The sequence below is a fragment of the Plantactinospora sp. BC1 genome (genome assembly GCF_003030345.1).
Classification (GTDB): Bacteria; Actinomycetota; Actinomycetes; order Mycobacteriales; family Micromonosporaceae; genus Plantactinospora.
Genome location: NZ_CP028158.1, coordinates 6,331,152 through 6,351,172, shown reverse-complemented (window position 1 = coordinate 6,351,172; position 20,021 = coordinate 6,331,152). Strand labels below are relative to the sequence as shown.

At 73.5% G+C, this 20,021-nt stretch carries 12 protein-coding genes; 6 read left to right on the top strand and 6 right to left on the bottom strand.

Annotated elements, in window-relative coordinates:
* Nucleotides 1–86: 86 nt before the first annotated feature.
* A complete protein-coding gene (locus C6361_RS27880) occupies nucleotides 87–2,180 on the bottom strand; it encodes a M14 family zinc carboxypeptidase (RefSeq protein WP_234359053.1) in 2,094 nt (697 codons plus the stop codon).
* 176 nt (nucleotides 2,181–2,356) lie between these two features.
* Nucleotides 2,357–3,199, bottom strand: a complete 843-nt coding sequence (locus C6361_RS27875; protein WP_234359052.1) for a GNAT family N-acetyltransferase — start codon at nucleotides 3,197–3,199, stop codon at nucleotides 2,357–2,359.
* A gap of 167 nt (nucleotides 3,200–3,366) precedes the next feature.
* Between C6361_RS27875 and gltB the strand changes: the two genes are divergently transcribed.
* Together gltB and C6361_RS27865 are read left to right on the top strand one after the other, a co-directional pair.
* A complete protein-coding gene (gene gltB / locus C6361_RS27870) occupies nucleotides 3,367–8,184 on the top strand; it encodes a glutamate synthase large subunit (protein WP_107269521.1) in 4,818 nt (1,605 codons plus the stop codon).
* Nucleotides 8,177–9,691, top strand: a complete 1,515-nt coding sequence (locus C6361_RS27865) for a glutamate synthase subunit beta (RefSeq protein ID WP_107269520.1) — start codon at nucleotides 8,177–8,179, stop codon at nucleotides 9,689–9,691. Before gltB ends, C6361_RS27865 begins: the two co-directional genes overlap by 8 nt.
* Before the next feature lie 60 nt (nucleotides 9,692–9,751).
* Here C6361_RS27865 and C6361_RS38390 read toward each other — a convergent pair whose 3' ends face one another.
* The 3 genes from C6361_RS38390 to C6361_RS27850 form a co-directional block, all read right to left on the bottom strand.
* The gene (locus C6361_RS38390; RefSeq protein ID WP_234359051.1) at nucleotides 9,752–10,153 is read right to left on the bottom strand and encodes a hypothetical protein; all 402 of its coding nucleotides are present in this window, start codon (nucleotides 10,151–10,153) and stop codon (nucleotides 9,752–9,754) included.
* 546 nt (nucleotides 10,154–10,699) lie between these two features.
* Nucleotides 10,700–11,830: a zinc-binding alcohol dehydrogenase gene (locus tag C6361_RS27855; RefSeq protein ID WP_234359050.1), complete on the bottom strand. Its 1,131-nt coding sequence runs from the start codon at nucleotides 11,828–11,830 to the stop codon at nucleotides 10,700–10,702.
* Nucleotides 11,823–12,806, bottom strand: a complete 984-nt coding sequence (locus C6361_RS27850) for a Gfo/Idh/MocA family protein (protein ID WP_107269518.1) — start codon at nucleotides 12,804–12,806, stop codon at nucleotides 11,823–11,825. The genes C6361_RS27855 and C6361_RS27850 overlap by 8 nt, the downstream gene beginning before the upstream one ends.
* A 255-nt stretch (nucleotides 12,807–13,061) precedes the next feature.
* Between C6361_RS27850 and C6361_RS27845 the strand changes: the two genes are divergently transcribed.
* The 4 genes from C6361_RS27845 to C6361_RS38385 all read left to right on the top strand — a co-directional run bounded on the left by C6361_RS27845 (nucleotide 13,062) and on the right by C6361_RS38385 (nucleotide 18,975).
* The gene (locus C6361_RS27845; RefSeq protein ID WP_234359668.1) at nucleotides 13,062–14,081 is read left to right on the top strand and encodes a glucosyl-3-phosphoglycerate synthase; all 1,020 of its coding nucleotides are present in this window, start codon (nucleotides 13,062–13,064) and stop codon (nucleotides 14,079–14,081) included.
* Nucleotides 14,078–15,235: a glycosyltransferase gene (locus C6361_RS27840; protein ID WP_107269516.1), complete on the top strand. Its 1,158-nt coding sequence runs from the start codon at nucleotides 14,078–14,080 to the stop codon at nucleotides 15,233–15,235. Before C6361_RS27845 ends, C6361_RS27840 begins: the two co-directional genes overlap by 4 nt.
* A 151-nt stretch (nucleotides 15,236–15,386) precedes the next feature.
* Complete coding sequence (locus C6361_RS27835; protein WP_369930601.1) at nucleotides 15,387–17,909, top strand: FtsK/SpoIIIE domain-containing protein; 2,523 nt, start codon at nucleotides 15,387–15,389, stop codon at nucleotides 17,907–17,909.
* 1 nt (nucleotide 17,910) lies between these two features.
* A complete protein-coding gene (locus tag C6361_RS38385) occupies nucleotides 17,911–18,975 on the top strand; it encodes a hypothetical protein (protein WP_234359049.1) in 1,065 nt (354 codons plus the stop codon).
* Here the strand turns inward: C6361_RS38385 and C6361_RS27825 are convergent.
* The gene (locus C6361_RS27825; protein WP_107269514.1) at nucleotides 18,963–19,634 is read right to left on the bottom strand and encodes an MFS transporter; all 672 of its coding nucleotides are present in this window, start codon (nucleotides 19,632–19,634) and stop codon (nucleotides 18,963–18,965) included. The genes C6361_RS38385 and C6361_RS27825 overlap by 13 nt on opposite strands.
* Nucleotides 19,635–20,021: the final 387 nt, after the last annotated feature.

The window sequence follows — 20,021 nt, the reverse complement described above, 5'->3', positions numbered from 1 at the left end:
GGGGTGCCGTACCGGTGGACCGGGCCCTGACGACCCGACCCACCGGTACGGCGGATGGTGCCTGGTTCAGCGGTGCGCCGGCCGGGTCACAGCGCGGCGCACTGGCCCACCTTCGGGCCCTTCACCGAGTTGGCCACCTCGATGTTGGTCGGTGCCGGGCTGTTGACCGCACAGCTCAGCGGACCGTTCACCGAGTTGCCCGCGACCAGGGCCGGGCCGCTGTCGGTGTTGTTCACCGCGAGCGAGACCGGGCCGGAGATCGTGTTGTCGACCAGCGAGACGGCGCCGGTGGTGCCGGCGACCGAGACCGGGCCCCGGACGGTGCTGTCGGCCAGGAAGACGCCGGCCGCGCCGGCCGCGCTGACCGGGCCGCTGATCGTGCTGCCGGTGGCGACGAGGATGGCGCCGGGCCGGACGGTCACCGGGCCGTTCACCGTCGCGTCCGACAGGCAGGCGAAGCCGGAGATGGTCAGCGGCCCGTTGTGCCGGCCGGTACGGGTCGGGTAGACCCGGGTGCCGTCGACCAGCTCCTCCGCGCCCTGGGCGTCCAGCAGCAGCGGGATCAGGCCCCGCTCCGGCTGGGCCAGCGGCACGTAGTACCCGTCGCTGCCCTTGACGACCTTCCAGCCGTGCGCGGCGATCCGCTGCGCCACGGTGGCGCCGACCCCGCCGGGGCCGTCGGTGCGCGCCCCGTTGTACTGCTCCTCGGTGAGCTTGTACGCGCACGGCGCGTTGTCGAGGATCATCTCCGGTACGGGCAGGTCGTCCCGGGGTCCGGCCTCGCCGGGGTGCGGCGCCGGGTGCAGCGGGATCGGCCGGGAGCCCCGGAAGACGAGCCGGCCGGTGTTGCTGGCCTGGAACTCGATCGCCTCGCTGCGGGCCTGCTGGATCGCCGGCAGGTTGGTCCGGTGGTAGTCGAGGAACTGGCTGAACGTCCAGAGCGCCGAGTACGTCTTGCGGCGCCGGTTGTTCGCCGAGTTGCCCTCGTCCGGTCGGGTCGCCCCGCCGGAGCTGCGCAGCTCCAGCAGCGAGTTGACGGTGTTCTTCAGCCCGAGGGTGTTGCGCAGGATGGTCTCCTCGCTCAGCCCCACGCCGCTGCCGCCCTGGCAGCCGTACGGGCAGGCCCACCAGCCGTCCTTGGCGCCCTCGACGTACATGTGGCCCTCGATCATGTCCATCGACTCGTCGAAGATCTGCTTGGCCACGTTCTGGTGCCGGGGCGGCAGCATCGGCAGGTCACCGGCGGTCGAGTTGCCGTACTCGTGCCCGTCGTAGCCGGCCACCGGCCGGTAGTCGCGGACCATCTTCACGTACGCCGCGGTCTCCGGCTGGCGGATCAGCGAGTAGTCGCGGTTGAGGTCCTGCCCGGTCGAGTTGCCCCGGGTGTTGGCGGCCCGGCCGTCGCCGTTGATGGTCGGCACGATCAGCACGGTGGTGTGCTTGAGCAGGTCGATCGTCCTGGCGTCGGTGCCGAACGCCAGCTTGCGGGCCAGCACCAGGCAGGCTTCCCGGTCGCCGGGCTCGTTGCCGTGCACGTTGCAGTTGATCGCCAGCGGCGAGGTCGCGGCGACCGCCGCCGGGGTGGCCGGCGGTGCGGGGTAGCCGATCACGAACATGTTGATCGGCCGGTTCAGCACGGTACGGCCGATCTCCACCACCCGTACCCGGTCGCTGAGTCGGTCGATCTCGGCGGTGTAGGCGTACTCGTCGACGTCGCTGGTGTACTGCGCGGCCTTGGTGGTCTCCCACTGGGTGCGCAGGTTCTCGCCGGGGACGGCCGGGTTGCCCCAGGGCTGCCGGGTGGTGCCGGTGACCGGTGCCGAGTACGGCTGTTCGGCGGTGCCGATCCGGGCCCGTACCCGCCACTGGAACCGCAGGCCGGGGTCGAAGCCGGCGTCGGCGAAGGTCGGCGACTCGTTGTTGATCTGACGGTTCGGCCGCCAGACGCCGACCACCACCGCCGGGCCGGTGGCCGTGTCGGAGGCGTCGACCGGGGTGCGCTCGATCTGGTAGTCGGTGGCGTCGGGGACCGGCGTCCAGGCGACCGTGGCGTACCCGTCGGCCTGGGTGACGGTGAGTCCGGTGACCTGGTTGGGCTCCGCGGCCGTGGTGCCCGGCACCGCCGAGGTCGGCTGGCCGAAGGCCGCCGAGGGGGCGGTGACGGTGCCGAGGCTGGCCACGAGCAATGTAGACAGTACGACTACCGTCGGTTTCCTTATTCGCATGTGAACTCCGAGGGGGAGGAGTCGGGGGGGACAGCACTGCCGGTCATCATGATCCCTGACGTGCGGCGATGCAATGATCTTGAGGATGTCTTGAGTATCCTCGGCCGCCCCCCGGCCGCGACCCCCTCGGCTCAGCCCACCGGAGCGGGCTCGGCGATGCAGGCGGTGCCGATCCGGCGGAAGCCGACCCGCAGGTAGACCCGGGCGATCTGCTCGCTGCCGGCGGAGAGGAAGACCAGGCTCGTACCGTCGTCGAGCAGCCGGCGGGCGAGCGCGGCGGTGACCGCGGCGCCGAGGCCCCGGCGGCGGGCCGTGGGCAGGGTGGCGATGCCGGCGATCTCGGCGACGTCGTCGACCCGCAGCGCCATGCCGCTGGCCACGGCGCCCTGTCCGGGCAGCTCGACCAGGGCGGAGATCCGGCGGCCGGCGGCCGTCCGGGTGCGCTCCTCGTCCAGCGAGTCGACCGGCAGCTCGACCAGGGCGGTGTCCCGGGCTGCCGGGCCGGCCGCGCCGACGTCGGTGCCGGGTGCGGCGAAGCCGACCGCCGCGACCGCCCGCCGGGCCGCCACGTCGGCGGCGAACGTCGGCGCCGCCGGGTCGAGGATCCGCACCGGCGTCGCCGTGAACTCCTCGGGCGGGGGCAGGGCGGCCGGGTCGAGCACCATCAGCGGTGCCTCCAGCACCGCCAGCCCCGCCGACCGGGCCACCGCGAGCAGCTCCGGGTGGTTCTCGTGTACCCACTCGAACGCCTCGGGCAGGCCGAGGTCCCGCTGCCGCTGGCGGACGGCGGTCACGTCGGCGGCCGACGGCGGCTCCGTGGCGTCCAGCCTGGGACGGGCGTAGAATGGCCATCCCGCACCATCGCGGACGAAGAGCACCAGCCCGCCGAAATCCTCCGTGTGTGCCCCGTCACGCGGCACCGCATCGTAAAAACGTTCCAACCGGTCAAACGGCTCGTCTCGTACAGATGCCACCGGGGGAGCGTACACGTACGGGACCCGGGCCATGTGATCAATTCCGCTGCCTGTGATCGGTTCGCCCCTGGTGGACCCCGCCGGACCCTAACGTAGACTCGAGAGACCCAGCAGGGCCGACGTCGTCCCGACCTAATGATTGAACGTGAGTGACGACAGGAGCCCCGGTGGCCTTTCCGTACCCCCAGGAACCGCACCTCTCCTCGTCGGCGGGTGCCGACTCCGCGTCGACCGGCCCCGGCCGCGTCCCGGAGCACCCCGACCGGAGAGCCCGGGCGCCGGAGCCACAGGGGCTCTACGACCCGGCCACGGAGCGGGACGCCTGCGGAGTCGCCTTCGTCGCCGACCTGCACGGCCGCCGCTCGCACGACGTCGTCGCCAAGGGCCTCGCCGCGCTCTGCCGGCTCGACCACCGGGGTGCCCGGGGCGCCGAGCAGAACACCGGCGACGGCGCCGGGATCATGCTCCAGGTGCCGGACGAGTTCCTCCGGTCGGTCGTCGACTTCCCGCTCCCGCCGGCCGGGCAGTACGCCACCGGCCTGGTCTTCCTGCCCACCGACCCGGCCGACGAGGCGCGCGCCCGCATGGTGCTGGAGAAGTACGCCCTGGTCGAGGGGGCCGAGATCCTCGGCTGGCGGGACGTACCGGTCCGCGCGGACGACCTCGGCGAGAGCGCGCTGGCGGCCCGGCCGGTGATCCGGCAGGTCTTCCTGGCCGCGCGGCGGCTGACCGGCTCGGCGGCCGGCCGGGCCGGCGCCCCGCTGACCGGGATCGACCTGGACCGGGTCGCGTTCTGCGTCCGCAAGCAGGCCGAGCGGGAGACCGCCGAGCGCGGCATTCCCGCCTACTTCCCGTCGCTGTCGGCCCGGACCATGGTCTACAAGGGCATGCTCACCCCGGACCAGCTCCCGGAGTTCTTCCCGGACCTGACCGACCCCCGGGTGGCGAGCGCGATCGCCCTGGTGCACTCCCGGTTCTCCACCAACACCTTCCCGTCCTGGCCGCTGGCCCACCCCTACCGCTTCATCGCGCACAACGGCGAGATCAACACGATCCGGGGCAACAAGAACTGGATGCAGGCCCGGGAGGCGCTGCTGCGCAGCCCGAGCATCCCGGGGAACATCCGGCGGCTCTTCCCGATCTGCACCCCGGCGGCCTCCGACTCGGCCAACTTCGACGAGGTGCTGGAGCTGCTGCACCTGGCCGGGCGGAGCCTGCCGCACGCGGTGCTGATGATGATCCCGGAGGCCTGGGAGAACGACCCCGACATGACCCCGGCGAAGCGGGCCTTCTACCGCTTCCACGCCAGCCTGATGGAGCCCTGGGACGGTCCGGCCTCGGTCGCCTTCACCGACGGTTCGCTGGTCGGCGCGGTACTCGACCGCAACGGGCTGCGTCCGGGCCGGTGGTGGCTCACCTCGGACGGCCTGGTGGTGCTCGGCAGCGAGGCCGGGGTGCTCGACCTCGACCCGGCGAGCGTGGTCGCCAAGGGGCGGCTCCAGCCGGGCCGGATGTTCCTGGTCGACACCGCCGCCGGCCGGATCGTGCTGGACGACGAGATCAAGTCCGAGCTGGCGGCCGAGCAGCCGTACGACGAGTGGCTGCACGCCGGCCTGATCGACCTGGCCGACCTGCCGGCGCGCAAGCACATCGTCTACACCCACCACTCGGTACGCCGCCGGCAGCAGACCTTCGGCTACACCGAGGAGGAGCTGAAGATCCTGCTCGGCCCGATGGCCCGGGCCGGTGCCGAGCCGGTCGGCTCGATGGGCACCGACACCCCGATCTCGCCGCTGTCGACCCGGCCCCGGCTGCTCTACGACTACTTCCACCAGCTCTTCGCCCAGGTCACCAACCCGCCGCTGGACGCCATCCGGGAGGAGTTGGTGACCAGCCTCCAGGCGACCATCGGGCCGGAGGGGAACCTGCTCGACCCGAACCCGGCGAGCTGTCGCCAGGTCGTCCTCCCCTACCCGGTGATCGACAACGACGAGCTGGCCAAGATCCTCTCCATCGACGAGGACGGCGACCTGCCCGGCTTCAAGGCGGTCCGGGTCTCCGGGCTCTACCGGATCCGGGACGGCGCGGCCGGGTTGAAGGCCCGGCTGACCGAGATCTGCCGGCACGTCTCGGAGGCGATCGAGGACGGGGTACGCATCCTGGTCCTCTCCGACCGGGACTCCACCGCCGACCTGGCGCCGATCCCGTCGCTGCTGCTCACCGCCGCCGTGCACCAGCACCTGGTGCGGGAGCAGACCCGCACCCAGGCCGCGCTGATCGTGGAGTCCGGCGACTGCCGGGAGGTGCACCACACGGCGCTGCTGATCGGGTACGGCGCGGCGGCGGTCAACCCCTATCTGGCCTTCGAGTCCGTCGAGGACCTGATCAACACGGGTGCCCTGACCGGTGTCGAGCCGGCGACGGCGATCCGCAACTACGTCAAGGCGCTCGGCAAGGGCGTACTCAAGATCATGTCGAAGATGGGCATCTCGACGGTCTCGTCGTACTGCGGTGCCCAGGTCTTCGAGGCGGTCGGCCTGGACAACCGGCTCGTGCAGCGCTACTTCGCCGGCACGCCGGGCAAGATCGGCGGCATCGGGCTGCCGGAGATCCACGCCGAGGTCGCCGCCCGGCACGCCCGGGCGTACGCCGAGAACGCCGGCCAGCGCAACCACCGGCCGCTGGAGGTCGGCGGCGAATACCAGTGGCGCCGCGAGGGCGAACTGCACCTGTTCAACCCCGAGACGGTCTTCCTGCTCCAGCACGCCACCCGCAGCCGGCAGTACGACGTCTTCCGGGAGTACACCGCCAAGGTCGACGGGCTGGCCGAGCAGGCCGGCTCGCTGCGCGGACTGTTCCGGCTCCGCACCGGGGTACGCGAGCCGGTGCCGATCGACGAGGTCGAGCCGGCCAGCGAGATCGTCAAGCGCTTCGCCACCGGCGCCATGTCGTACGGGTCGATCTCGGCCGAGGCGCACGAGACGCTCGCGGTCGCGATGAACTCCCTCGGCGGCAAGTCCAACACCGGCGAGGGCGGCGAGGACGTCGAACGGCTCTACGACCCGGCCCGGCGCTCCGCCGTCAAGCAGGTCGCCAGCGGCCGGTTCGGGGTGACGAGTGAATATCTCGTCAACGCCGACGACATCCAGATCAAGATGGCCCAGGGCGCTAAGCCCGGCGAGGGCGGGCAGCTCCCCGGCAACAAGGTCTGGCCGTGGATCGCCCGCACCCGGCACGCCACCCCCGGGGTAGGGCTGATCTCCCCGCCGCCGCACCACGACATCTACTCCATCGAGGACCTGGCCCAGCTCGTACACGACCTGAAGAGCGTGAACCCGGCCGCCCGGGTACACGTCAAGCTGGTCAGCGAGGTCGGGGTCGGCACCGTCGCGGCGGGCGTCGCCAAGCTCAAGGCCGACGTCATCCTGATCTCCGGCCACGACGGCGGCACCGGCGCCTCTCCGCTCAACTCGCTCAAGCACGCCGGCACCCCGTGGGAGCTGGGCCTGGCCGAGGCGCAGCAGACGCTGCTGCTCAACCGGCTCCGCGACCGGGTCACCGTGCAGGTCGACGGCCAGCTCAAGACCGGCCGGGACATCATCGTCGCGGCGCTGCTCGGCGCCGAGGAGTACGGATTCGCCACCGCACCGCTGATCGTCGCGGGCTGCGTCATGATGCGGGTCTGCCACCTGGACACCTGCCCGGTCGGCATCGCCACCCAGAACCCGGTGCTCCGGGAGCGCTACACCGGCCGCCCCGAGTTCGTGGAGAACTTCTTCCTCTTCCTCGCCGAGGAGGTCCGGGGCTACCTCGCCGAGCTGGGCTTCCGGAGCCTGGAGGAGGCGATCGGCGCCACCGAGCTGCTCGACTTCGCCCCGGCGCTGGACCACTGGAAGGCGCACGGCCTCGACCTGCGGCCGGTACTGCACGTCCCCGAGCTGCCGGCCGGTGCCGCCCGGCGCGGCGTACGGGCCCAGGACCACGGGCTGGACCGGTCGCTGGACAACGAACTCCTCGCCCTGGCCGAACCGGCGCTGACCGACGGCACCCCGGTCCGGGCGGCGGTGGCGGTACGCAACGAGCACCGCAGCGTCGGCGCCATGCTCGGCGGCGCGGTCACCCGGCGGTTCGGCGGGGCCGGCCTGCCCGCCGACACCATCGAGTTCGACCTCACCGGCACCGCCGGCCAGTCGTTCGGCGCCTTCCTGCCCAGCGGCGTGACGCTGCGGCTGGCCGGTGACGCCAACGACTACGTCGGCAAGGGACTCTCCGGCGGCCGGATCGTGGTCCGCCCCGACCCGGCGGCACCCTTCGCCGGCGGTCTGGACGCGCCACCCGGCCCGAACGGCCGGGCCGAGGACCAGATCATCGCCGGCAACACCATCCTGTACGGGGCCACCGGCGGGGAGCTGTTCCTGCGCGGCCGGGTCGGCGAGCGGTTCGCGGTACGCAACTCCGGCGCGGTCTCGGTGGTCGAGGGAGTCGGCGACCACGGCTGCGAGTACATGACCGGCGGCGTGGTGGTGGTGCTCGGCCAGACCGGGCGAAACTTCGCCGCCGGCATGTCCGGCGGTACGGCCTTCGTCTGGCAACTGGACCGGCGCCGGGTCAACCCCGAGCTGGTCGACCTGGCCCCGCTCACCGACGACGAGCGGGTCACCCTCTACGACCTGGTGCAGCGGCACTTCGCCGAGACCGACTCGTCGGTGGCGGAGGGGCTGCTCAAGCGCTGGCCGGAGGCGGTGCGGGAGTTCACCGCGGTGGTGCCCCGGGACTACAAGCGGGTCATGGAGATCATGCGGGTCGCCCGGGCCGAGGGTCGGGACGTGGACGAGGCGGTGATGGGCGGGCTCGCCGCGCCGGGCGTACCGGCACAGCCCGCCGCCGCCAGCACACCGGCACCGCCGGCACCGACTCCGCCCGCGTCCCCGGCCCGGCCGGTCGCCCCCGGTTCGCGCCCGTCCCAGGAGGTGGCTCGTGCCTGACCCGAGTGGATTCCTCAAGCACGACCGGAAGCTGCCGGCCCGCCGCCCGGTGCCGGTGCGGATCTCCGACTGGCGCGAGGTGTACCCGAGCGCCGACGAGGGCCTGATCCGCGACCAGGCCACCCGGTGCATGGACTGCGGCATCCCGTTCTGCCACGACGGCTGCCCGCTGGGCAACCGCATCCCGGACTGGAACGACCTGGTCCGGACCGGCAACTGGGCGACCGCGATCGAGTCGCTGCACGCCACCAACAACTTCCCGGAGTTCACCGGGCGGCTCTGCCCGGCGCCCTGCGAGGCGGCCTGCGTACTCGGGATCAACGGTGGGGCTCCGGTCACCATCAAGCAGGTCGAGGTGGAGATCGTCAACCGCGCCTTCGACCTGGACCTGGTGGCCCCGCAGGAGGTGCCGGCGCCGACCGGCCGCTCCGTCGCGGTGGTCGGCTCCGGCCCGGCCGGACTCGCCGCCGCCCAGCAGCTCGTCCGGGCCGGGCACGCGGTGACGGTGTACGAGCGGGACGACGCGATCGGCGGCCTGCTCCGGTACGGCATCCCGGACTTCAAGCTGGAGAAGGAGCACATCGACCGGCGGCTGGCCCAGCTCACCGCCGAGGGCGTGCGGTTCCGCACCGGGGTGAACGTCGGCGTCGACGTCACCGCCGAGCAGCTCCGGGCCGAGCACGACGCGGTGCTGCTGGCCTGCGGCGCGCTCGCCGGCCGGGACACCCCGGCGACCCCGGGCCGGGCGCTGCGCGGCGTGCACCAGGCGATGGAGCATCTCGTCGCGGCCAACCGCGCGGTCGCCTCGGCGGCCGGCGGCCAGCCCAGCGTGAACGGGCGGGAGTCGTCGACCCCGATCGACGCCGCCGGCAGGCACGTGGTGATCATCGGTGGTGGCGACACCGCCGCCGACTGCCTGGGGGTGGCGCACCGGCAGGGCGCGGCCGGCGTACACCAGCTCGACCTCTATCCGCGACCGCCGCACGAGCGCGACGAGGCCCGCGACCCGTGGCCGACCTGGCCGTGGGTGCTGCGCGAGTACCCGGCGCACGAGGAGGGTGGCGAGCGGGTCTTCGCGGTCGCGGTGCAGGAGTTCGTCGACGACGGCACCGGCCAGGTACGCGCGGTCCGGATCGCCGAGGTGACCGTGACGAAGCGGGACGGCCAGCGGCTGCTGACCGTGCTGCCCGGCACCGAGCGGGAGCTGCCGGCCGACCTGGTACTGCTGGCGATCGGCTTCGAGGGCACCGAGGAGCAGCCGCTGCTCGACCAGCTCGGCGTGACCCGCAACCGGCGCGGCGCGATCGACGCCGACCCCGAGTGGCAGGCCGGTACCCCGGGTGTCTTCGTCGCCGGGGACATGCACCGGGGTGCCTCGCTGATCGTCTGGGCGATCGCCGAGGGCCGGGCCGCCGCCGCCGCGATCCACCGCTACCTGGGCGGAGCCAGCCAGCTCCCGGCTCCGGTGGCGCCGTCCGCGCAGCCGCTGGCGGTCCCGGCCCGCTGAGCCGGCCGACCCCTGCCCGGGCGGGCACCGTCCCGCCCGGGCATCGTGGGGGTCCGGGAGTCAGCCCGGTGGACGGGTGTCGACGAAGGTGAACATCCGGCCGCCCCGGTCGAGCGGCCGGGGCCGGCCCGTGAACCGGTGCGCACCCACTCCGAAGCCGGCCTCCGGGGCGGAGAGCCAGCCCAGTTCGAAATCCTCCGCCGCGAACCACTCGCAGATCCGGGGCACCAGGTCGGGTTCGCCACGGTGCCGGGTCCAGACCACGGTGCCGCCGGTCGCGCAGATTTGGGTGCAGTAGCCGACGGTGCGGCGTACGTCGTCGTCGGTGACGTTGCCGAAGACGCCGCAGACCAGGACGAGGTCGGCCGGTGCCAGGTCGGCGTACCGGTCGACGGCTGCGGCGTCCCCGACCACCACCTCGACACCGTGCAGGCCGGCGGCGCGGGCCGCCTCGGCCGCCACCCGGGCGTTGCGGGAGTCCAGTTCGACCAGCCGCGCGGTGACCTCCGGTCCGGACGTCCCCTTCCCGGCGGTCCGGGTCAGCCCAGCCTGACCGCCCGATACGGCATCTGCCCAGCGGCCGGCTGGGTCAACAGCCCGTGCGTGATCGGGTGATCGGGCGATCAGGCGGCCGGTCTCCGGCCGCCGGTCCGAGTGTCTGATCCGGAGACTGTCGAGCTGCCCCGCCGGGGCGCCCACCGGGCCCGATCGGCCAGTTCGCGCGGGCCAGTTCGCAGTTTGCGCGGGCTAGCTCGCAGTTTGCGCGGGCCAGTTCGCGTCGGCCAGCGCCGGTGCCCCGTTCGTGCACCCAGCTCGACAGGCCGCCCAGCAGACCCTGCCGGCCGAGACCGGCCACACCCCTGACCCGGCCTTGACCCCTGACTCCGACCCGCCCCGTCCCCGAGCTGACCCCGGTTCCACCCGCCCCCGTGCCCGAGCTGACCCCGGTTCGAGCTGCCCCCGTGCCCGACCTGACCGCGCGCACCGGCCGCCTCGGGGCTGTCCCGCTCAGACGGCGAGCACCGCCTGCACCTCGTGCCGGCGACCGGCGGCCAGCTCCATCAGCAGCGCGGGCGCCTCGTCGAACGGCAGCACCGCCGAGACCAGGTGCGCGCGGATCAGGTCGCCGTAGTCCCGGAGCAGGGCGATCGTCTCCGCCGACAGGCGGTCGCGGTCCCAGGTGGGGGCCAGCCCGCGCGGTACCCGGCCGATCTGCGCGCAACGCAGCGAGAGCCCGTTGTGGTGGAACTCCTCGCCGAGCCGTACCAGGTCGGCGCCGCCCTGATAGAAGGCGAGGTCGACGACGGTGCCCTGCGGGCGGAGCAACCGCAGCGCCAGATGCAGTGCCGAGGACTGGCCCCGGCACTGGAAGACGACATCGGCGCCCCGGTCGTCGACCGCGTGCCGCCACCGCGTCTTCAACACCACGGCCGGATCGTCGGCGGTCGGGTCGAGGGTCTCCAGGCCGAGCGCCTCAGCCACCGCCCTCCGCTGCGGCGTCGGATCGAGTACGACCACCGAGGCGGCACCGGCCCGCCGGGCGAAGAGCGCGGTCAACAGCGCCACCACCCCCGCCCCGGTCACCGCCACCCGGCGCCCCCGCACCCCGTCGCCGAGGTCCCGCACGCCGCTGCCGTACAGGTCGGCGGCGGCGTGCAGCAGCCCGTTGGCGCAGATCGGCCCCATGTGCGCCACGTAGATCCCGAGCAGCGGATCCAGTTCGGCCGGTACCGGCACCACCCGGTCGAGGAGCGGGTCGCCCCGGTACCCCGTCCGGTGCCCATACGTCATCGCCACCACCGCGCCCTCGGCGACCGCCGGGGTACGACTGCGGGTCACCCGGCCGACCTCCATGTAACCGAGCCGGGTCACCGGGTACGGCGTCTCCGGCGCCCCTTCGACGAAGAGCCCGAGTGTGCCGTCCCAGGTGGCCGACAGGTAGGGGTTGGTGCCCTTGACGTAACTCAGCTCGGTGCCGGCGGAGACGCCGCTGAACAGGGTCTCGACCCGGAAGGTGCCGTCGGTCAGCGGCTCCGGCACCTCGTGGCGGAGCGCCACCTCGTGCGGACCGCTGACCACCACGTTCCGGTCGACCACCACGTTCCGGTCGACCCCCAGGTTCCGGTCCCGCTCAGACATTCGCCGGCTCCAGCGGCGGTACCCGGACCAGCGCTCCGGTCGCGGCCGACTCGGCGACCGCCAGCGCCAGCAGGTGGGTCCGGAGCGCTTCCGAATAGGGCACCCGGACGTCCGCGCCGATTCCCCGGACCGCGTCGACGAAGGCCCGGTCGACGTCCCTCCGGCCCTGCTCCGGGTCGCCCGCGATCCGGCGCTCGCCGTCGCCGTCCCGCACCAGCAGGCCGTCCTCGCCGACCGACAGCGCCAGGCCGTCGGCGTACACCTCCAGGCCGGCCCGGTGCTTCCAGCCCAGCGCGCAGGTGGTGCCGAGCGTGCCCACCGCGCCGGTCGCGAACCGCAGCGCGGCGGCGGTCGCGCCGTCGACGTCCGCGTCGGCCACCTCCGGGGGTGTGCCGTTGCCGGCGGCCCAGACCTCCGTCACCTCGCCGACGAGATGCCGGGCCAGGTCGAGCACGTGTGCGGCCTGCTCCACCACCGGCCCGCCGGACCGGTCCCGCCGGGGCCACCAGGCGACCGGCGGTACCCTGTCCAGCCAGGTCCCGGCGACCAGCCGGACCGGCCGGTCGGCGAGAATCCGCCGAGCCTCGTCGACCACGGTCAGGTAGCGCCAGTGGTGGCCGACCGCCGTCACGGCTCCCCGCTCGCGGACGAGTCGGTTGATCCGCAGCGCGGTTTCCCGGTCCAGGGCGAGCGGTTTCTCCACGAAGAGGGCCGGACCGGCGGCCAGCACCGCCTCCTCGGCCGCACCGTGCGCGAAGGGCGGCACGCAGACGTAGACCGCGTCCAGGTCCGCCGCGAGCAGCGCGTCGACGTCCGGGAAGAACCGCGCCCGGGTTGACTCGGCCAGCCGCGTGGCCGCCTCCGGCACCACGTCGGTGACCCCGACGATCCGTACGTCGTCGAAGTCCGAGAGTACCCGCGCGTGCCGCTGCGCCACACCACCCGCACCGATCAGCCCAACCCGGCAGACCTGCATCCTCGACCTCCTGATCCCCGACCAGATCGGATCTTCGCCTTCTCCGGCCCCGGCCGTCGGGAAACCTCCCGGCGGCGGCGAAACGAAGCGTTCACCCGGCCGCCTCGGGGACGCCGTGATTTGGAGATCAAGCTGTTAGCCGATCTCGGGTTTGCCCGAGCGGCCCGGGGAAACTGTTCAGCCCGGTGCTGCGGATCGTGACATTGGGGGGGTCTGCCCGTGCGGCGGCATACAGAAGCGACCGTTCCACCCGTGGTGGAGGCGTGGACCACGTACCGTACCGGGAACTCGTCGAAGTGGACGAGCCGGCGACTGCTCAGGAGCAAGGGGGAACAGCGGGTCAGCGTGGTGTTACCGGCCCGTAACGAGGAGGCGACCGTCGGCACCATCGTCGGTACGCTGCGTCGGCACCTCGTCGAGAAGAGCCCGGTCATCGACGAATTGATCGTGGTGGACTCCCGCTCCACCGACGCGACCGCGGCGGTGGCCGCCGCCGCCGGGGCCCGGGTGGTGAGCCAGGACGAGATGACCCGGGGGTTGCCCCGGCTCGACGGCAAGGGTGACGCTCTCTGGTCCGGACTGGCCGCCGCCACCGGCGACATCGTCGCCTTCGTCGACGCCGACCTGCGCCGCTTCTCGCCCCGGTTCGTCACCGGGCTGGTCGGGCCGCTGCTCGCCGACCCGACCGTCGCGTTCGTCAAGGGCTTCTACCACCGCCCGCTGGTCGGCGGCGGCACCGTGGAGCCGGACGGCGGCGGCCGGGTCACCGAGTTGATGGCCCGGCCCCTGATCAGCATGTTCTGGCCGGAACTGGCGGGCTTCGTCCAGCCGCTCGCGGGGGAGTACGCCGGCCGCCGGGAGGTGCTGGAACAGATCCCGTTCGTCTCCGGGTACGGCGTCGAGATCGCCATGCTGATCGACCTGCTGGAACTGGTCGGGCTGGACGCCCTGGCCCAGGTCGACCTCGGCGAGCGGTTCCACCGGCACCAGGACACCGAGGGATTGGGCCGGATGTCGGCGCAGATTCTCTACACCGTCTGGACCCGGCTGCACCGGCGCGGACTGGTCACCGAGCCGGTGCCACCGACGGCCGCGCTCACCCAGTTCCGCCGTGGCGGTGAGCAGCCACTGCCCAACCTGGACCGGGAGGTGGTGGTCACCGACGTGTCGGTGGCCGAACGCCCACCGCTGGCCAGCGTCGCCCGGCGGATGCGGGCCGCCCGCGGTCGGGCCCGCCGGCTGGCGGTCGCCGGAACGGCGGTGACCGGCGCATGAGCCTCACCGTACTGGTCAACGCCGGCCCGTGGCTGCCGGTGCCGCCGAACGGGTACGGCGGGATCGAGAACGTGATCGCCACCCTCGTACCCGAACTGCGCCGGCTCGGCGTACGGGTGGTGCTGGCCACGGTCGGCAGCAGTGAACTACCCGTCGACGAACGGCTCGCGGTCTTCGCCGACGGCCAGTTCGGCAGCCTGCAACGGCCGTACAACCAGGCGTGCGGGGTGGTGCAGAGCCACCTGCACGCGGTGGTGCGTACGCTACGGGACCGCGACGACATCGACCTGGTGCACGACCACGTCGAGGCGGCCGGCCTGGCCACCCTGGCCGCGCTCGGCCCGGACGCCCCGCCGGTGCTGCACACCCTGCACTGGGACCTGGCCAAGCACCCCGAGCTGTACGGCAACTTCGACGGCGCCGACCGGGTGCGCGTCAACGGCGTCTCCGCCTCGCAACTCGCCCGCGCTCCACAGGCGCTGCGCGACCACTCGGTCGGGTACGTCCACCTGGCCACCCCGCTGGCCACCGGCGCGGACCGGCGTCGCCCCGTCGACAAGGCCGGGCACGTCCTGGTGCTCGGCCGGATCAACCCGGGCAAGGGCCAGGACCTCGCCGCCCGGTTGGCCCACCGGGCCGGGTTCGACCTGGTCCTCGCCGGCCCGGTCGGGCCGTACCGGCAGCCCGCCGACCTTGCCGCCGCCGCGGACGATCCGGTGGCGGCGGCCAACCCCGACGTCCAGTTCTGGCGGGAACACGTCGCGCCGCACGTCGACGGGGTACGGGTGCGTTGGGTCGGCACGGTGGCCGGGCGGCAGCGCGACGACCTGGTCGCCACCGCCCGGGCGACGCTGTTTCCGCTGCGTTGGGCCGAACCCGGTGGTACGGCCGTGGTCGAGTCCCTCGCCCTCGGCACACCGGTCGTCGGGCTGGCCCAGGGCTGCCTGCCGGAGTTGATCCAGCACGGTGAGACGGGTCTGCTGACCGAGGACGAGGACGAGTTGGCGGCGCTCGTCCTCGGCGCGGAGCGGATCGACCCGCGCCGCTGCCGGGCCGAGGCCGCCCGGCGGTTCACCCCCGAGGTGATGGCCCGGTCCTATCTGGCCCTCTACGAGCGCGTCCGAGCCCTGACCGCCACCCCCGCGCTGACCTGAGCCGGGTTCGGATCCGCAGGTCGCCGGGGGCCGGGACGCGGCTCGGGGCCAGCATGGTTCGTTCCCGTGCCGGCTTCGGTTAGTGTTCCGGTGACTACGCGTACCGGCGGTTGGGGGCAGGGTGGGACTCGCAGCCACATTCGGACGGGCGGTGGCCGCCCACCGGCAGGCCCGGGCGCATCTGGACGCGGCCCGGCACGCGCTGGCCCGGCTCCAGCCGCCGCCCGACTCCGGCGAGACCGCCGACATCGTGGCCCGGCTGCGCCGGGTCGGCGAGGCGGTCAGCGGCGAACCCGAGCCGGCCCGGTTCTTCGCCGGCCCGCTGCCGGTGCGGCTCGGCGTGGCGAGCACCGTGGACGGAAGCTTTCCGGCGGTCGTACCGCTGAGCGGCGGCACCCACCTGGCGATCGACACCGACGCCCGGGACAGCCGGGTCGCGGCGCTGCTGCGTACCCTGGTGGTGCGGCTGCTCGCCGCCGCGCCGGCCGGCTCGGTGCGGGTGTCCGCCCTGGACAGCGCCGCGCTCGGCGCCACCTTCCTGCCGCTGCGGGTGCTGGTCGAGGCCGGGGCGGTGCCGCCGCCGGCCACCACCGAGGCGGAGATCACCGCCGTGCTCGACGCGGCCGAACGGCACGCCCGGGCCGCCCAGCAGGCCACCACCGGTACCCCGGAACTGCTGCTCCTGGTCGCCGCCTCGCTGCCGGAGGGGCGGGAGCTCGGTCGGCTCGCCGCGCTCACCCACGCCGGACCGACCGCCGGGATCTGCGTGATCGCCGCCGGATATCCGTCCCGGACGATCGGGGTCGCCCCGCCGCCGCTGGGCGGCACCACGCACGTCCGGCTCGACCCGCAGGGGTACGCCTGGATCGGCGACCCGCCCGGCCATCCGTTCAGTTCGGACGGCACCGGACTCGCCGCCCCGGTACGCCTGGACGGCGAACCGCCGGCCGGTGCGGTCGCGGCGCTGGCCGACCGGCTCGGCGAGGTCTACCGGCGCGAGTCGAGTTTCGAGTTCACCGACCTGCTGCCGGCCCGCCCCTGGGCCGAGTCGTCCGGCAACGGGCTGCGCGCGGTGGTCGGCCGCGCCGGCCGGGAGCCGGTGATCTGCGCCTTCGACGACCAGACCCCGCACTGGCTGGTCGGCGGTCGGACCGGCGCCGGCAAGACCGTCTTCCTGCTCGACGTCCTCTATGGACTCGCCGCCCGCTACTCCCCCGACGAGCTGTCGCTCTATCTGCTCGACTTCAAGGAGGGCGTCAGCTTCACCGAGTTCGTGCCGACCGGCCGGGACCCGTCGTGGATTCCGCACGCCCGGGCGGTCGGCATCGAGTCCGACCGGGAGTACGGCGTCGCCGTGCTCCGCGAGCTGCGCCGCGAGTTGAACCGGCGGGCCTCGGCGCTGAAGCGGCACGGCGTGACCAAACTGGCCGACCTGGTCCGGGACGCCGGCAGGCCGGTGCCGAGGATCGTGGCGGTGATCGACGAGTTCCACGTGCTCTTCGCCGGCAACGACGCGGTGGCGAGAGAGGCGGTCTCGCTGTTGGAGGAGCTGGCCCGCAAGGGTCGCTCCTACGGCATCCACCTGGTGCTGGCCAGCCAGAGCATGACCGGGATCGAGGCGCTCTACGGCAAGACGGACTCGATCTTCGGGCAGTTCCCGCTCCGGGTGGCCCTGCCCGGCGGCGGGGGAGTGCTGGACGCGCTCAACGACGCCGCCGGGGCGCTGCCGATCGGCTCGGCGATCGTCAACCCGGCCGCCGGGCTGACCGCCGCCAACACCGTGGTGCAGTTTCCCGACGCGCACGCCAGCGCCGCCGAGGTGGCCCAGCTGCGGCACGAGCTGTGGCAGGCCCGCAAGCCGGGCTCGCGGCCACCGGCGGTCTTCCGGGGGTACGAGTCGGCGCACGTCGAGGACGATCCGACGTACCGGGGACTGGTCCCGGGTGGACGGCGGCCGTTGGCGCTGGTCGGTCGTACCGTCGACGTGGACCTCACCTCGGCGCTCTTCCCGCTGGACGCCACGCCGGGCCGGCACCTGGCGGTGGTCGGCACCTCGCCGGTCGGGGCCAGCGTGCTGCACGCCGCCACGGTCAGCCTGGCCCGGCAGCACACCCCGGGCAGCGCCCGGTTCCTGGTCGCGCCGCTGGTCGCGGTCGCCGACGAGGTCGCCGAGGCGACGATCGCCGAGCTGACCGGGGCCGGGCACCCCGTCGACCGGCTCGACGCCGCCGGACTCCGCGAGGAGCTGCGCAAGCTCGCCGCCCAGCCGGCCGACGGGCCGCCGGCCGCCCGGACCTTCCTGGTCGGGTACGGCATGGACGGTGCCAGCGGCATGCTCGGCGTCCGGGACGAGAACTACCGGTCCGGGCTGGACGACCTCCAGGCGATGCTCCGGCAGGGCCCGGCGTACGGGGTGCACCTGCTCGGCTGGTGGCGTGGGCTGCGCCGGCTCTCCGACGACATCGGCGGGTCGAGCAACCGGGACGACGTCGCCTGCCTGGTCGCGCTGAACGTGCCCGGTGCGGAGCTGGGCATGTATCTCGGGCAGCACGACCTGGCCTACACCCCGAGGGCGAACCGGGCGCTGCTGGTCGACCGGCACGACCAGCGGGTACGTCTGATCGTGCCGTTCGTCCGGGCCGGCCACGAGCACGACGACGAGGAGGGGAACTGAGGTGGCGAGCTTCGCCGAGTACGCGGCCCTGGCCCGGCACCTGCACGAGCTGCGTCGCAGCGGTGAGCGGACCGCCGCCCAGCTCGCCGAGGCGCGCGGGACGACGGGTGCCGCCGCCGACCGGCTCGACCAGCGGCTCGCGGTGCAGCAGCAGCGGTTGACCGCGCTCGGCCAGATGATCGGCAAGTCGATCCCGACGGCCCCGCCGATGCCCGGCCCGCCGCCCCCGCAAGCCGGCTGGTATCCGCCACCCGGGTCACCCGGGCATCCCACCGTGCCGGCCCAGTACGCCGGACCGGACCAGGTGAACCTGCCCGAGCCGCCACCGCCGGCCGGGCACGTCTACCGGCCGACCGGTCACGGCAACCCGTCAGCCGCTCCGGGTTTCCCGGGCGCATCGGGTTCTTCAACCGCATCGGGTTCCCCGACCGCCTCGGGCTCGCCGGGCTACCCGGGTGATCCGGGGAGCGGGGCGGATCCGGCGGGCGGCACGGCGTACCCGGAACTGCCGGCCGGTCCGGCGCGGCGCGCACTGCCGGCGACCCCGGCGACCGGCCCGGTGCCCGGTCCGCGACTGCCCCCGGAGGTGTCGCCGTCCGGCGCCGGCGCGGTCTCCGGCGCGGGTCCGGGGATGCCGCCGGCCCGGCCGGTCGACCCGCTGCGCGAGCTGGAGCTGGCCCGGCAGTCGGCGGACGGCGCCGACGTGCTGATCGTGCAGACCGAGACGATGGCCCAGCAGGCGCCGCTCTTCCCGTCGATGTCGTCGCTGGCCCGGGCGACGACGGTCTATCTGATCTGTGCCGGTTTCCTGATGGTCGTCATCTGGGTGCTGCTCTCCGTCGCCGAGGTGCAGCAGAACAAGGGCTTCGACACCGGTACCCTCGCCGTCTTCTCGTGGAGCTGCGCCGGACTGCCGACGATGGCGTTCTTCCTCGGCTATCTCGCGCTCAGCATCTGGGGCAAGCCGAGGATGATCGTCGGCCGTCCCGCCCGGTACGCCCGGCTCGGTTTCCTGATCTGCTTCCTGGCCGCCCCGGTGGCCTTCCTCGGCTACTACCTGGTGTGAGGGTTCAGCCGTCCGGATCGCGGCAGCGCGGCGAGGGCGGAGAGCATCACCAGTACGGTGATGGCGAGCGCCGCCGGATAGCCGGTACCGGCGGCGACGAGACCGAAGCCGACCGCGCCGAGGCCGATTCCGGCGTCGTAGGCCAGGTTCCAGACCGCGCTGACCGTCCCGTACCCGGCCGGTGACACCTGCCGCAGCATGCTGGTCAGGCTGGCGTTCTGCGCGACGCCGAAGCCGGCCCCGAAGAGCAGCATCCCGATGACGAACGCGACGGGGTGCCCGGTCACGGCGAGGATCGCGACGCCCGACGCGGCGACGAACACGCCGCAGCCGAGCAGCGGGGCGAACGGATGCCGGTCGGTGTACCGGCCGGCCCACCAGCGGGTCAGCGGCGCGGTGACCGCCTGCGCGAGCAGCCCGAGCGCGATCAGGCTCGCCGGGGCGTCGGTCAGCACGGACGGCAGGAACGTGACGACGATGCCGGACGCCAGCGCCACCCCGGCGAAGACCACCGCCGGCCGGGTCAGCGCCGGGTTCCGCAGCCCCGCCACCATCCCGAGCGGCCGCTCCGGCTCGGCGGGCCGACCGGGTAGCCCGGTCGCGGCGGCGACCCCGGCCAGCGCGGCCCCGGGCGGCGCGTACCTGCACCCGGTCTTCAAACCGGGTGAGGATCCCAAATCACGGTGGCCAGCTCATGCATAGCAACATCCGGACAAGATGGCAGGCTGAGCAGGGCGGACGCGGCCAGCGCCGCAGCCCGTCGGGTAGCCATACGGGCTGCGGCTGATCTTGCCGTCGGTCGGACCCGGGCTGGAGCCGTAGCGTGATCGGACGGTTGACGGCCTTGGTGTCAATCCGTTGCTCTCGGGTGGCCGGTGCCTGCGTATTTGATCCAACAGGTCCGGGCCTCGTGGTCCACGAGGTACCAGACCCGGCCGCCCGAAGTGACTTCATACTGCCATTGGGGCAGCGTCTTGCCTCCGTAGGTGTCGGTGGACAGGCTGCCTTTGAGTGGGTGTTGACGGCTTGTGGGCGGGCTGGGACAG